Origin of the sequence: Thalassospira lucentensis (assembly GCF_001613805.1) — a bacterium.
Classification (GTDB): domain Bacteria; phylum Pseudomonadota; class Alphaproteobacteria; order Rhodospirillales; family Thalassospiraceae; genus Thalassospira; species Thalassospira lucentensis_A.
In genome coordinates, this window is record NZ_LPVY01000008.1 from 126,228 (window position 1) to 140,344 (window position 14,117).

General features: G+C 55.1%; 12 protein-coding genes. 11 read left to right on the forward strand and 1 reads right to left on the reverse strand.

Annotated features, from left to right (window positions below; translation table 11 throughout):
* Positions 1–4 precede the first annotated feature (4 nt).
* From xdhA to AUP42_RS09185, 8 genes are all read left to right on the forward strand, one after another.
* On the forward strand, positions 5–1,498 hold the full coding sequence (xdhA, locus tag AUP42_RS09150; protein WP_062951151.1) for a xanthine dehydrogenase small subunit: 1,494 nt from the start codon (positions 5–7) through the stop codon (positions 1,496–1,498).
* A complete protein-coding gene (gene xdhB, locus AUP42_RS09155; protein ID WP_062951152.1) occupies positions 1,491–3,899 on the forward strand; it encodes a xanthine dehydrogenase molybdopterin binding subunit in 2,409 nt (802 codons plus the stop codon). Before xdhA ends, xdhB begins: the two co-directional genes overlap by 8 nt.
* Before the next feature lie 4 nt (positions 3,900–3,903).
* Entirely contained in the window at positions 3,904–4,938 is a 1,035-nt protein-coding gene (gene xdhC, locus AUP42_RS09160) for a xanthine dehydrogenase accessory protein XdhC (RefSeq protein ID WP_062951153.1), read from the forward strand.
* Positions 4,939–5,069: 131 nt separating this feature from the next.
* Positions 5,070–5,522 carry a nucleoside deaminase gene (locus tag AUP42_RS09165; protein WP_062951155.1) on the forward strand — a complete coding sequence of 151 codons (453 nt, stop codon included), beginning with the start codon at positions 5,070–5,072 and terminating at the stop codon, positions 5,520–5,522.
* Between the two features lie 122 nt (positions 5,523–5,644).
* The gene (locus AUP42_RS09170; RefSeq protein WP_062951156.1) at positions 5,645–7,228 is read left to right on the forward strand and encodes an ABC transporter ATP-binding protein; all 1,584 of its coding nucleotides are present in this window, start codon (positions 5,645–5,647) and stop codon (positions 7,226–7,228) included.
* On the forward strand, positions 7,215–8,294 hold the full coding sequence (locus tag AUP42_RS09175; protein WP_114109455.1) for an ABC transporter permease: 1,080 nt from the start codon (positions 7,215–7,217) through the stop codon (positions 8,292–8,294). The genes AUP42_RS09170 and AUP42_RS09175 overlap by 14 nt, the downstream gene beginning before the upstream one ends.
* Positions 8,294–9,214, forward strand: a complete 921-nt coding sequence (locus AUP42_RS09180) for an ABC transporter permease (RefSeq protein ID WP_062951158.1) — start codon at positions 8,294–8,296, stop codon at positions 9,212–9,214. The genes AUP42_RS09175 and AUP42_RS09180 overlap by 1 nt, the downstream gene beginning before the upstream one ends.
* A gap of 202 nt (positions 9,215–9,416) precedes the next feature.
* Entirely contained in the window at positions 9,417–10,499 is a 1,083-nt protein-coding gene (locus AUP42_RS09185; protein ID WP_258547379.1) for a BMP family ABC transporter substrate-binding protein, read from the forward strand.
* A 71-nt stretch (positions 10,500–10,570) separates the two neighbouring features.
* On the opposite strand, the gene AUP42_RS09190 is transcribed toward AUP42_RS09185, so the two are convergent.
* Positions 10,571–10,954, reverse strand: a complete 384-nt coding sequence (locus tag AUP42_RS09190; protein ID WP_062951159.1) for a hypothetical protein — start codon at positions 10,952–10,954, stop codon at positions 10,571–10,573.
* 268 nt (positions 10,955–11,222) lie between these two features.
* Here AUP42_RS09190 and AUP42_RS09195 point away from each other — a divergent pair, with 268 nt between their 5' ends.
* The 3 genes from AUP42_RS09195 to AUP42_RS09205 all read left to right on the forward strand — a co-directional run bounded on the left by AUP42_RS09195 (position 11,223) and on the right by AUP42_RS09205 (position 14,071).
* On the forward strand, positions 11,223–11,756 hold the full coding sequence (locus AUP42_RS09195; protein WP_062951160.1) for a PAS domain-containing protein: 534 nt from the start codon (positions 11,223–11,225) through the stop codon (positions 11,754–11,756).
* Between the two features lie 26 nt (positions 11,757–11,782).
* Entirely contained in the window at positions 11,783–12,958 is a 1,176-nt protein-coding gene (locus tag AUP42_RS09200) for a methyl-accepting chemotaxis protein (RefSeq protein WP_062951161.1), read from the forward strand.
* Positions 12,959–13,033: 75 nt separating this feature from the next.
* On the forward strand, positions 13,034–14,071 hold the full coding sequence (locus AUP42_RS09205) for a histone deacetylase family protein (protein ID WP_062951162.1): 1,038 nt from the start codon (positions 13,034–13,036) through the stop codon (positions 14,069–14,071).
* Positions 14,072–14,117: the final 46 nt, after the last annotated feature.

The window sequence follows — 14,117 nt, forward strand, 5'->3', positions numbered from 1 at the left end:
CATCATGACCAAACCGGCCCTTAATACGCGCGATGATATCCGGTTCCTGTTCGGGAACGAAGAACGCAGCCTGCGTGATATCGATCCGCAAATGACGGTTTTGAATTGGCTACGCTTAAACGAGCGTAAGACCGGAACGAAAGAAGGCTGTGCCGAGGGCGATTGTGGTGCCTGCACGGTTATTCTGGGCGAACCGGATGGAATGGGCAGCATGCGTTACCGGACGGTCAATGCCTGTATCCAGTTTATGCCGACCCTTGATGGCAAGCAGCTTCTGACTGTGGAACATCTTAAATCCGATGATGGCAGCCTTCATCCGGTGCAGCAGGCCATGGTAGAAACCCACGGTTCGCAATGCGGTTTCTGTACGCCGGGTTTTGTCATGAGCCTCTATCAGCTTTGGCTGGATGGGGGCGAGGATGACCGGGGGGCCATCAATGACGCCCTTGCCGGGAACCTTTGCCGTTGCACCGGTTACGGGCCGATCATCGAGGCCGCTCGCAAGGCTGGTGGCATAAGCGCAACCGATCCGGTCGAACAAAAACGCCGTTCCGATATCGCGACCCGATTGACCGCTATGATCGAGGGTGCAGGCATGCTGGCACTCGAAATGCCGGTGGGGCGTTATTTCGCCCCCCGCAGCAGCGATGAACTGGCCGCACTTTTGATGGCCCATCCCGATGCAACAGTGCTGGCGGGTGGAACGGATGTCGGGCTTTGGGTGACCAAGATGCTCAAACGGCTTGATCCGATCATTTATATCGGGGATGTCGCCGATCTTAAATCGGTCCGCGAAAAGGACGGTGTTCTGACCATCGGTGCGGGTGTGACTTATAGCGAGGCCCATAAGGCACTTGGCATGATTGCTGGTGATGTCGGGGAACTGGTCCGCCGGATCGGGTCGCGGCAAATCCGCAATGCGGGGACGGTTGGTGGCAATATCGCCAATGGATCGCCAATTGGCGATACACCGCCTGCCCTGATTGCGCTGGGAGCGCGGATTGTTTTGCGCATGGGCGATATCCGTCGCGAAGTCGCACTTGAAGATTTCTTTATCACCTATGACAAGCAGGACCGGGCCAAGGGCGAATTCGTTGAAAGCATCATCGTTCCGAAGCCTGCGGCCGGGGTGCAGTTCAAGGCCTACAAGATTTCCAAACGGTTTGATCAGGATATTACGGCGGTTCTTGCGGCCTTTGCCATTCGGGTTGATGGCGGCAAGGTGATCGAATTCCGTGCGGCATTTGGTGGCATGGCGGGAACACCGATGCGGGCCAAAAAGTGCGAGGCAGCCCTGATTGGCAAGGATTGGAACGAAGCCAACCTGAACGCGGCGCAACAGGCTTTGACCAGGGATTTTGCACCGATTTCGGATATGCGGGCATCCAAGGAATACCGCATGCTGGTCGCGCAAAATCTTTTGACCAAACTGTTTATCGAAACAACGGCACCTGAAATTGCCACCCGTCTGGTTGGCAGGGAGGCTGCCCATGTCTGACAACGCATCCAAAGTCATCGATACCAAAGACCCGGGTGAGCTTCTAGCGCCGACACCGGGGCTTTCGGGTGGGGTTCGGTCTGCCAGCAAGCATGACAGCGGTCCGAAGCATGTCGCGGGCGAAGCGGTTTATGTTGACGATATTCTTGAACCGTTCGGCACTCTTCATCTGGTCCCCGGTGCGGCGACTATCGCACATGGCAGGATCACGAAGATGGATCTGTCAAAGGTGCGATCCGCTCCCGGTGTGGTTTGTGTTCTGACCGCTGATGATGTGCCGGGTGTCAATGACGTGTCGCCCGCCCATACCCATGATGATCCGGTTCTGCCCGACGGGATTGTTCAGTTTTACGGTCAGCCGGTTTTCTGTGTTGCCGCTGAAACCCGCGAACAGGCACGCAATGCTGTCAGGCTGGCCGAGATCGAATATGAAGAACTGCCCGCGATCCTGAGCGTCAAGGAAGCACTTGAAAAACAGCAATTCGTTGCACCACCCCATGTCATGGCGCAGGGCGATGCCAAATCGGCACTGGCGCGCGCCAAACATCGCCGATCCGGGGTGATGGAAATCGGCGGGCAGGACCATTTCTATCTTGAGGGCCAGATCACCTTTGCCATTCCGCAGGAAGATGGTGACGTGCTTTTGCATTGTTCGACCCAGCATCCGTCCGAGGTTCAGCACAATATCGCCAATGTCCTTGGTCGTCCGGCCAATGCGGTCACGGTTGAAGTGCGTCGTATGGGCGGTGGTTTCGGTGGCAAGGAAACGCAGGCATCACAATGGGCGGCACTGGCGGCGATTGTTGCGGTTAAAACCGGTCGCCCGGCGAAAATGCGTCTGGACCGCGATGATGACATGGTCATGACCGGCAAACGCCATGACTTTATCGTCGAATATGATGTCGGTTTTGATGATGATGGCCGGATTTGCGGGTTGGATATTCAATATGCTGCCAATTGCGGTTTCTCGGCCGATCTGTCGGCAGCGATTTGTGATCGGGCCATGTTCCACACCGACAATGCCTATTTCCTTGGCGATGTCGAAATCCGGTCCTATCGCTGCAAAACCAATCTGGTGTCCAATACCGCGTTTCGCGGATTTGGCGGGCCGCAGGGCATGGTGGCGATTGAACGGATTATTGATGAAATCGCCATGACGGTTGGCCGTGATCCGCTTGATGTGCGGATCGCCAATTATTACGGCACGACGGACCGTAACACGACGCCGTATCACATGACGGTCGAGGATAATGTCCTTGCGGAACTGACGAACGATATTCTGGCATCTTGCGACTATCGCAAGCGCCGCGAGGAAATCGACGCGTTCAATGCGCAAAGCCCGGTGATCAAGCGCGGCATTTCAATCACGCCGGTCAAGTTTGGCATTTCCTTTACCACGACCTTCCTTAATCAGGCCGGTGCGCTGATCCATATTTATCAGGACGGATCGGTGCACCTGAACCATGGCGGGACGGAAATGGGGCAGGGCCTGTTTATCAAGGTTGCCCAGGTTGTGGCCGAGGAATTCCAGATCGATCTCGACCGGATCAAGATCACGGCAACCAACACTGGCAAGGTTCCCAACACATCGGCAACTGCAGCCTCAAGCGGCGCGGATATGAACGGCATGGCCGCGCGCGATGCCGCGATTATCATCAAATCGCGCCTGATTGCTTTTGCGGCTGAGAAATACGGTGTTGCCGAGGCTGCCGTCCGGTTTGTTCCGGGCCGGGTGATTGTTGGTGATGTGACCGAACTGGAATTTGCCGATCTGGTCAAACAGGCTTATCTGGCGCGTGTTTCGCTTTCGGCGACGGGCTATTACGCGACGCCGAAAATCCATTACGACCGTGAAACCGCGTCGGGTCGGCCATTCTATTACTTCGCCTATGGCGTGGCTTGTTCCGAGGTGATGATCGACACCCTGACGGGCGAATATAAGGTCACACGCGTTGACATCAGCCACGATGTCGGCCGGTCGCTGAACCCGGCGATTGACCGCGGTCAGATCGAAGGCGGTTTTATTCAAGGCATGGGATGGCTGACATCCGAGGAATTGTGGTGGGATGATGCAGGTCGTTTGCGCACGCATGCGCCGTCCACCTATAAAATTCCCGCATGTTCGGATCGTCCGGATGATTTCCGGCTTGAGTTGTGGTCATCCGGAAGAAATATTGAAAAAACCATTCACAGATCCAAGGCGGTTGGTGAGCCGCCCCTGATGCTGGCGATTTCAGTGCATCGCGCAATTGCTGATGCGATTGCATCGGTCGGGAATTACAAGGTGATCCCGATGCTCGATGCGCCGGCAACCCCCGAAGCCGTCCTGAGTGCGGTCGCAAATGTGGCAAAGGGCATGATCGCCCAAAGTCATGATGCGGTTCCGGCGGCGGGGGAATAGCATCATGCGCCTGTCCCATGACGCCCATATTGCTGTGTTGCAGTCCCCTGATCCGGTGATGATAATCAGTGTGGCGGCCATTCGCGGGTCCACCCCGCGAGAGGCAGGGGCGTTTATGCTGGTCAGCGAAAATTCCATTGCCGGAACGATTGGCGGGGGCAATCTGGAACATCAGGTCACATTGCGTGCCCGTCAAGCTCTCGCCTCGCAGGGCGATATCATCGCAGAACTGGTCGCGTTCCCCTTGGGGCCGGGGCTTGGGCAATGTTGCGGGGGCGCTGTCGATATTGCATTTCACCGGCTGGACCCGATGCAAAAGCATCAGCTGGCAACAGCGATCCGAACCACGCAAAACTCTACCGGGCTTGATCATGGTGCGTGGGTGATGTTGCCGATGGGCGAAAGCCGGAATATTGAAACGGCCAGCACTCAGGATGCCGACGCATTGGATCGTTTGTTTGCCGGGGGCCGTGGCGGGTTGTGTGATCTGGCCGGGCAGCAGAAGCTGTGCCTGCGCCTTGATGACGGAGCAACGCCGCTTTGGCTGTTTGGTGCCGGGCATGTCGGACAGGCGATTGTTCAGGCACTGGCACCCTTGCCGTTCGATATTCACCTGATCGATTCGCGTGATGAATACCTGACCCTGCCGGAAACATCGAAACTTCATCTGCATCAAAGCGAAAGGCCCGAGGACGAGGTGGCCGACATGCCGCCCGATGCCTTCGCGCTGATCCTGACGCACAGCCACGCGCAGGACTTTGATATCTGTCGGGCGGCCTTGATGCGGAATGATCTTGGTTTTGTCGGCATGATCGGAAGCCAAACCAAACGCGCGCGCTTTGTTCGGCGATTAAAGGGTCGCGGGTTGGGTGACACGGAAATCGGTCGTTTGACATGCCCGATTGGAATTCAGGGCATTACCGGCAAACAGCCGTCAGTCATCGCGGCATCGGTTGCGGTGCAATTGCTGTCCGTGCGTGAAGCACGCCTGGCGCAATATCCGGTGAACAGGGTCGCACAAGACGGCCTTGCCGGATGATAAGGCCTTCATTGCAAGGCATATAAATGATAAAGGGCCGCGCCAATAGCGGCCTGATCAGGAGGATCCGTTTACCGGATCAGGAGTTCATATAGGGAGATTTGGCTGTGTGTGACGCCAAGCATAAACACATGCTCCATGCCGTGAATTTGTCGCGGACAAAAATGGAAGAAGGCTGTGGCGGCCCGTTCGGGGCAATCATTGTCAAGGACGGTGAAGTCATATCCGAAGGCTGGAACAAGGTAACATCCAGCAACGATCCGACCGCCCATGCCGAGGTCAGCGCCATCCGTGCGGCCTGTGAAAAGCTTGGTACCTTCAATCTTGCCGGTTGCGAGATTTACACCAGTTGCGAGCCATGCCCGATGTGCCTTTCGGCGATCTATTGGGCGCGTCTTGACCGGATCTATTATGCCAATTCCCGCGATGATGCAGCGGCAATCGGCTTTGACGATCAATTCCTGTATGATGAAGTGGCAAAACCGATCCCGGATCGGAGCCTGCCGTGCGAACATCTGGATTTAGGGGAAGCGCGTGATGTCTTTGCGGCCTGGGATGCCAAAGAAGACAAAATCGCGTATTGAGACCGTTTGATTAGCAAACCGTGAACGGGTAATACCTTCGGTGCGCGTGATCGGATCGCAATTTAGGGGTGGCAGCAGTGACGTCGACGACCGGGAATACCGGATCAGATACAGGCTTGGCGATGACAGGCGGGTCAAAACCAGCGCAGCTTGAAGTGCGCGGTGTGACCAAGGCCTTTCCGGGCTGTCTGGCAAATGACGATATCAGTTTCCGTATCGAACCTGGTGAAATCCATGCTCTTCTGGGGGAAAATGGTGCGGGTAAAAGTACGCTTGTAAAAATCATCTATGGTGTGCTGCAGGCTGATCAGGGCGAATTGCTGTGGGAGGGCAAGCCGGTCACGATCCATAGCCCGCATGACGCGCGCGAAATGGGTGTTGGTCTGGTGTTCCAGCATTTCTCGCTGTTCGAAACCATGACGGTTCTGGAAAACATTGCGCTGGCGATGAATGACGTGCGCGATATGGCTGCCCTGCGTCAGCAGGTGATCGAGGTCGAAAAGACCTATGGTCTGCCGCTTGATCCTGATCGTCATGTTTACACGCTTTCGGTTGGCGAACGGCAGAGGATCGAAATCGTTCGCTGCCTTCTGCAAAATCCCAAGCTGCTTATCCTGGACGAGCCGACATCGGTTTTGACACCGCAGGAAGTCGAAAAGCTGTTTGAAACATTGCGCCGTCTTGCCGACGAAGGTTGCGCAATCCTTTATATCAGCCACAAACTGCACGAGGTCAAAGCGCTGTGTCAGAAGGCAACCGTATTGCGCGGAGGCAAGGTCGTCGGCGGGTGTGACCCGCGCGAGGAAACAGCGAAATCCATGGCCGAAATGATGATTGGTCAGAAACTGACAGCACCCGATCGTAGCGGTACCCGCAAATTCGGTGATGTGCGTCTTGATATTTCCGATCTGTCACTGATCAGTGACGAACAGTTTGGCACCGACCTTAAGGGGATTGGCCTGAAGGTGCGGGGTGGGGAAATCATGGGCGTTGCCGGTGTCGCCGGAAATGGCCAGAACGAACTGTTTCAGGCACTGGCCGGTGAAACCGAAATCATCGGCACACCCGACTGCATCAAGATCGATGGCAATCCGGTTGCGCATTTTGGCCCGCGCCGCCGCCGTCGGCTTGGCGCGGCTTTTGTACCCGAAGAGCGTAACGGGCATGGTGCGGTTCCCGATATGAGCCTTTCGGAAAACGGGTTTTTGACTGCGTTCCGGCGCATGGCACTGTCCGCGCGTGGTTTGATCCGCGAAGTGCCGACCCGTACATTTGCCGATAAGATCATCAAGACGTTTGATGTGCGTACCACCGGTGCCTCCGCCGAGGCCGGAAGCCTTTCGGGCGGGAACCTTCAGAAATTCATCGTCGGGCGTGAAATCCTTCAGGATCCGGGCGTGCTGGTGATTTCACAGCCGACCTGGGGTGTTGATGCCGGTGCGGCAAGTGCCATTCATCAGGCATTGCTTGATCTGGCAGCAAAAGGCACGGCGGTTCTGGTGATTTCGCAGGATCTGGACGAAATTTTCGCCATCTGTGATCAGGTGGTGGTGATGTCCGAAGGCAAGATGTCCGCCCCGCGGCCAATGGCCGATGTCAGTGTCGAGGAAATCGGTTTGTTGATGGGGGGACTTCACGATCTGGATGGCGACGTAACCCTGAAGACGAAAGAGCTTATCGAAGGAGATCGCGTTGGTCAGGCTTGAACCCCGTCGCCAGCATAGTCAGGCGATGGTTTATCTGTCGCCGGTTCTGGCAATTCTCATGACGCTGATAGTCGGCGGGATCATCTTTTCCTTTATGGGCAAGAACCCGTTTGATGCGCTTTACACATTTTTCATCCTGCCGATCAACAACAGCTATGGCATTTCCGAACTGTTTGTGAAGGCAACCCCGCTTGTGATCATTGCCATCGGGTTGTCGATGGGGTTCCGCGCCAATGTCTGGAACATCGGTGCCGAGGGGCAATTGACCATGGGCGCCATATTCGGCGGTGGTCTTGCGCTTTATTTTTATGACAGTGAAAGCATGTTCCTGTTGCCCGCAATGTTTGTGCTTGGGGCAATTGGCGGGGCGTTCTGGGGCGGCATACCAGCACTTCTGCGCACCCGATTTAATGCCAACGAAATTCTGACCAGCCTGATGCTGACCTATGTCGCAACGCTGTTCCTGAGCTTCCTTGTGCACGGTCCGTGGCGAAACCCCGAAGGTTTCAATTTCCCTGAATCCCGTCCATTCCCGGATGCTGGCCTGCTACCGGTGATTTATGACGGCACGCGCGTTCACCTTGGAACCGCCTTTGCAGTGCTGGTGGTGATTGCCGGTTGGATTTTACTGTCAAAATCCGTAATCGGGTTCCAGCTGCGCGTGGTGGGCAAGGCCCCACAGGCCGCCCGCCATGTCGGGTTCCGTCAGAAACGCATGGTCTGGTTTACCCTGTTGCTGGGCGGCGCACTTTCCGGTCTTGCCGGTTTATTCGAGGTTGCCGGGCCGATTGGCCAGTTGCAGCCTGCCATATCGCCCGGTTACGGCTTTACGGCAATTATCGTTGCCTTCCTTGGACGGTTGCATCCGTTGGGTATCCTGTTTGGCGGGCTGATTATGGCGCTGACCTATCTGGGTGGGGAATTGGCCCAGATTACGTTGGGGCTACCAAATGCGGTGACCGGCCTGTTTCAGGGGATTTTGCTGTTCTTCCTGCTGGCCTGTGATGTTTTGACCAAGTATCGGGTTCGTTTCGGAACCCCGGCAGCCAAAGGGGAGGCCGCATAATGGATTGGCTCATTCCACTGATCCTGACCGTGATTACGGCATCGACCCCGCTTCTGCTGGCATCGACCGGCGAACTGATTACCGAAAAATCCGGGGTGCTTAACCTTGGTGTCGAAGGCATGATGCTGGTCGGTGCGATTTCCGGGTTTGCGGTCACCGCATCAAGCGGCTCTGCCATTCTGGGCATTCTGGCGGCGATCATTGCCGGGATGCTGATGTCGCTGATCTTCGCCTTTCTGACCCTGACCCTGATGGCCAATCAGGTCGCAACGGGTCTGGCGCTGACCATTTTCGGGGTGGGTTTTTCAGCCCTTGTTGGTTCCGGCTTTGTCGGCTTTGCGATCGAACCGCTCCCAGGGCTGAATATCCCGGTTTTGACCGATATTCCGCTGGTTGGCGAAATTCTGTTTGGTCAGGATTTTCTGGTTTATCTTTCGATTGTGATGGTGATTGCGGTTGGATTCTTCCTGTCGCGTACGCGTGGGGGGCTGATCCTCAAGGCGGTTGGTGATTCCCATCATTCCGCGCATGCCATCGGCTATTCGGTGATTAAAATCCGCTATATGGCTACCATGTTTGGCGGGGCTATGGCAGGCCTTGCGGGCGCGTATCTTTCGCTGTCCTATACGCCGATGTGGGCCGAAAACATGACAGCCGGGCGCGGTTGGATCGCGTTGGCGCTTGTCGTGTTTGCAACCTGGCGTCCGGGCCGTCTATTGGCGGGTGCCTATATGTTCGGGCTTATTTCGGTATTGCAGCTTCATGCGCAAAGTGCAGGCGTGCATGTGCCGTCGCAATTCATGTCGATGCTGCCATACCTTGCGACCGTGATTGTGCTGGTGATCATTTCCAGTGATCGCGCAAAGATCAGACTGAATGCACCTGCCTGTATCGGGCAGGCGTTCCGGCCCGCACAATAGGGCTGGTGAAACGGGATCGGGGTGCGTCAAAAGATGCTCCGACCCGGTGGGAGGAAGTGCGTATCGGACCAACACTCAATCAAACCGGTCTTTTGTCATGCGGTCGGTTTGGCTGAGTCTTGGTCTGGACAAGAACACGTCATTGATTGCGTAAACAATTGGGTTTAAATCCTGATTAGCTGATTAACAGGGAGACCAAATAATGAATGCAAATCTCGTGAAGCGCACGCTTGCCGCCGTTGTGGCAACCGGTGCACTTGCACTCGGCATGGGTGCTGCCCAGGCCGAAGAAGTCAAAGCCGGCTTTGTCTATGTCGGCCCGATCGGTGACCATGGCTGGTCCTATCGCCACGATATCGGCCGTCAGGCAATCGAAGCTGCCCTTGGTGACAATGCGACCACCAGCTATGTCGAGAGCGTTCCGGAAGGTGCGGACGCCGAACGCGTGATCCGTCAGTTGGCCCAGACTGGTCATAACCTGATCTTCACCACCTCGTTCGGTTTTATGAACCCGACCGTCAAGGTTGCCAAGCAGTTCCCGAATGTGAAATTCGAACATGCAACCGGTTACAAACGTGATGCAAACGTTTCGACCTATGCCGCGCGTTTCTATGAAGGTCGTTATGTTGCTGGTGTGATCGCCGGTAAAATGACCAAGTCGAACATTGTCGGCTATGTTGGTTCGTTCCCGATCCCGGAAGTAGTTCGTGGCATCAACTCGTTCATGCTGGGCGCATGGTCGGTTAACCCGGACGTTAAAGTCAAAATCGTCTGGGCCAACACCTGGTATGATCCGGGCAAAGAAGGCGACGCTGCCAAGGCCCTGATCGATCAGGGCGCAGACATCATGGTTCAGCACACCGACAGCCCGGCACCGCTTCAGGTTGCCGAGAACCGCGGTATCGTCGGTTTTGGTCAGGCATCTGACATGATCAAGTTCGCTCCGAAGGCTCAATTGACCGCGATTGTTGACCATTGGGATGAATATTATGTTGCGCGTGCCAAGGCTGTTGCCGAAGGCACATGGGAATCGACCGATACCTGGGGTGGCATCGATTCCGGTATGGTCGACATGGCGCCCTACACCAACATGCCTGATGACGTAAAAGCACTGGCCGAAGAAACCGAAGCCAAGATCGCATCGGGTGAAATCCACCCGTTCGCAGGCCCGATCTATGATCAGGCTGGCGAACTGCGCATCAAGGAAGGCGAAGATGCAACCGACGAAATGCTTCTGGGCATGGACTGGTACATCAAAGGCATCGATGCCGAACTGCCGAAATAATCACGATCTGCAAGCCTCTTGAGGGTAGCACGACGAACAACCCCGCATCTGGTATGCGGGGTTGTTTCGTTTCAGGTCTTCTTGATGCTTGTTTCCGGATCCCCCGGACGGATGCGTTTCGGGCTGTCGTCGATTTTTTCGTAGGCGATCATTTCCATTTTCGGGTGCAGCAGGGCATAGAGCGCGGCACGCCAGAATTTCAATTTGACCTTATGTTCGCGCGTCTTGCCAGCCCAGCGTTCACGGAAAAGCTCCATATCCTCCCGACGGGCAAAATAGATCACCATGTCGACGATGGGGGCGGATTGGGTCGCACGCGGCAGTTCGATATTGCGAATGCCCATGGTCCATCTGTCGCTGCGTATATTCTTGTCCAGCCAGTCAAGCACCCCTTGGGCGGAATGCTTTTCATGGATGACCACGCGAAATGGAAAGTCCCGAAGATCTTGTGCCATGCTGCTTCCCTGCAAACGTCACCATAATCAGAAAATCAAAAGCATGAACATCTGACAAGGCATGATCGCTGACCGGCGCCGCTATTGTATGTCGGGAGCGCTATGGCCAATTATATTTATCTAATTTTTATCATCATGCTTAGTCTATGTATCACATGGATATTTTACATTTATCATTCGCGGATATATCGTTACATGATATCCGGACATGCAAAACTGCTGTGGTCTACAATGGCAGGTTATCGGACAGAAAATCGGGGACAGAAACGTGAGCGAAACGCTAGTCAGGTCCAAGCCAACCGGCAAGGAACGCCATTTCAAGCCTGAAGAACTGATTGTCAGTAAAACGGACCTTAAGGGCCGGATTACCTATGCCAACGAGGTTTTTCTGCGTCTTTCCGACTACCGTGAAAAGGAAGTTCTGGGCCAGCCCCATTCGATCATTCGTCATCCCGACATGCCGCGCTGCGTTTTCAAGTTGCTTTGGGATGAAATCGCTGCTGGTCACGAGATTTTCGCCTATGTCGTGAACATGTCAAAGAACGGCGATCACTACTGGGTATATGCGCATATCACGCCCAGTCTTGACGCGAATGGCAAAATTATTGGCTACCATTCGAACCGTCGGGTGGCTGATCCGAAAATCCTCAAGGATAAGATCATCCCGCTTTACGCGGAACTCCGTCAGATCGAAGAAAGCACTGCCAACCGCAAGGACGGTATGATTGCGGCTGGTAAGGCGCTGGCGCAAAAGCTTTCAGATGCCGGTCTGGCATACGACAAATTCATTCAAAGCCTTTAGGCTGATTGCTAATTCGAGGTTTCAAAATGTCGCTATTTGGTGGTTCCAGCAAATCGGGGATCAAAAAGGCACTGGACGTTGTTCTTGCCGCGGCTGAGGGTGATTACGAAGCACGCATTACCAATGTCGACAGTCATCCCGACATGCGCGAACTTTTCATCGCGATCAACAGGCTGATCGACCGCAATGACGCCTTCCTGCGGGAAAGTGCTGCATCCATGGGCGCGGTTTCTGAAAACCGTTATTATCGACGGATTGTCGAAACCGGATTGGTCGGTGCCTATCTGACGTCGGCGCAGAAAATCAATGCGGCAACTTCGTCGATTGAAAAGAAGCTTACCGGCTTTAACACCATCATCGAAGAATTCAAAAGCGGATCATTCGAGGCCGTCGATCAGATTGCCGAAGCCGCAGGTGCACTTTCAAACGCATCGGGCGATGCCAACCGCATTGCACACGAAACCAGTTCGCGTTCGACCAACGTTGCCGCTGCGGCCCGCCAGACAGCCGCCAATGTTTCGGGCGTCTCCGAGGCATCCGAAGAACTGAACCAGTCGATCCGCACCGTTGCCGATCAGGCCCGTGAATCGGTTGAAATTGCCCATCGCGCCAATGGTCTGGCGCAGGAAACCGATGGCCGGATTGGTCAGCTCGAAGCCGCCGCAGGCGAAATCGTCGAAGTCGTCAGTTTTATCCGCGATATTGCTGCGCAGACCAACCTTCTGGCGCTGAATGCCACCATCGAAGCCGCCCGTGCGGGCGAAGCGGGCAAGGGCTTTGCTGTTGTCGCCAACGAGGTCAAGGGACTTGCCAACCAGACCAGCAAAGCCACTGAATCGATTGAGGAAAAAGTCCAGGACATCCAGAATGCGATCGAAGCATCGGTCAATTCGATCCGCGAAATTGCATCTGTCATTGATGATCTGGCTGCCCGTTCGGACCTGATTTCGAACAATGTCGAAACCCAGACGGCACTGTCATCGAACATCACACGCAATGTCGAACAGGCATCCAGCGGCGCACAGGAAGTGACCGACAATATCACGGTGGTTTCTGAAATGGCCGGTCAGACGGGCGAGGCTGCCGATACCACGCGTGATATGGCGGGCAAACTGGCGCGGGAAGCTGAAAGTCTGCGCAAACAGCTTGGCGGTTTCCTTGAAACCATCGCCGAGCTGCTATATAGCACCGCGCGCAAATAGCTACCTGTTAAGAACTTTCTGCTACGATAAGGGGATAGATGCCCCTTATCGCCTTTGCCGGAAAGGAAGTCAGTCATGCGTGTGTTTTTTAATTCCCGCCACGATGCCCATGACGGGAATGGTGAAATGCACCATGGGCGTTTGATTCCATGCTTTGAAAATTCCCGCCGTATGGCAATTATCCGTGATGCGGTGGCCCACTCGGTGCAGGCGCAGCTTGTTGATCCGGCCGATCACGGCATGGCACCGATTGCCTCAATTCATGATGCGGATTATCTGGCCTTTCTTGAAAACGCATGGGCGGACTGGAATGCGGCGGGCAACGACCACGACGCTTTTCCCTATGTCTGGCCAACAGCCGGATTTTCAGGCGGCAAACCCGCCCATATCAGCGCGCGTCTTGGGCAATATGCCATTTCATCCGATACCCCGATTACCAAGGGAACGTGGAAGGCGGCCTATTGGGGCGCGCAAACCGTAGTATCGGCGGCCGATGCTGTCTGGAACGATGGTGAGGCATCCTTTGCCCTGACCCGCCCGCCGGGACATCATGCGCATGCCAATCGTTATGGCGGATATTGCTTCCTCAATAACTCGGCCATTGCCGCCCAGCAGATGATTGCCAAGGGTGCTAGAAAGGTTGCGATACTTGATATCGATTACCATCATGGCAACGGAACGCAGGATATTTTCTATGACCGTGGTGATGTTCTGACTGTCTCGATTCATGCTGACCCGAAGCACCAGTTTCCGTTCTTCATGGGCTATGAAAACGAAACCGGTCGTCTGGACGGGCAGGGGGCGAACCTGAATATCGTACTTCCCGGCGGATCGGATTTTGGGCCGTGGTCACAAGGTTTTTCACAGGCCATTCAGAAAATCATCACATGGCAGCCCGAAGCCCTGGTGATCGCCCTTGGCGTTGATGCCCACGAAGCGGAAACGCTGTGCGATTTCAGACTGCAAACCGATGATTTCAAACGGATCGGACAAATGATCGGGCGATTGGGATTGAAAACTGTCTTTGTCATGGAAGGTGGTTATGCCCATGACGTCATCGGGTTCAATGTCGCGGCTGTTCTGGGTGGGTATCTGTCCGAAATCAAAAAGTAATACAAACAAAAGCCGCAATACGCCTTGCATCTATCGGAGCGTTTTG

Excerpts from the sequence above, each read along its gene's own strand:
- xdhB (WP_062951152.1), top strand. The coding sequence starts at position 1,491 with ATGTCTGACAACGCATCCAAAGTCATCGATACCAAAGACCCGGGTGAG.
- AUP42_RS09190 (WP_062951159.1), bottom strand. The coding sequence starts at position 10,954 with ATGGCACAAGATCTTCGGGACTTTCCATTTCGCGTGGTCATCCATGAA.
- AUP42_RS09200 (WP_062951161.1), top strand. The coding sequence starts at position 11,783 with ATGTCGCTATTTGGTGGTTCCAGCAAATCGGGGATCAAAAAGGCACTG.
- AUP42_RS09180 (WP_062951158.1), top strand. The coding sequence starts at position 8,294 with ATGGATTGGCTCATTCCACTGATCCTGACCGTGATTACGGCATCGACC.
- AUP42_RS09185 (WP_258547379.1), top strand. The coding sequence starts at position 9,417 with ATGAATGCAAATCTCGTGAAGCGCACGCTTGCCGCCGTTGTGGCAACC.
- AUP42_RS09170 (WP_062951156.1), top strand. The coding sequence starts at position 5,645 with ATGACAGGCGGGTCAAAACCAGCGCAGCTTGAAGTGCGCGGTGTGACC.
- xdhA (WP_062951151.1), top strand. The coding sequence starts at position 5 with ATGACCAAACCGGCCCTTAATACGCGCGATGATATCCGGTTCCTGTTC.
- AUP42_RS09165 (WP_062951155.1), top strand. The coding sequence starts at position 5,070 with ATGCTCCATGCCGTGAATTTGTCGCGGACAAAAATGGAAGAAGGCTGT.
- xdhC (WP_062951153.1), top strand. The coding sequence starts at position 3,904 with ATGCGCCTGTCCCATGACGCCCATATTGCTGTGTTGCAGTCCCCTGAT.
- AUP42_RS09205 (WP_062951162.1), top strand. The coding sequence starts at position 13,034 with ATGCGTGTGTTTTTTAATTCCCGCCACGATGCCCATGACGGGAATGGT.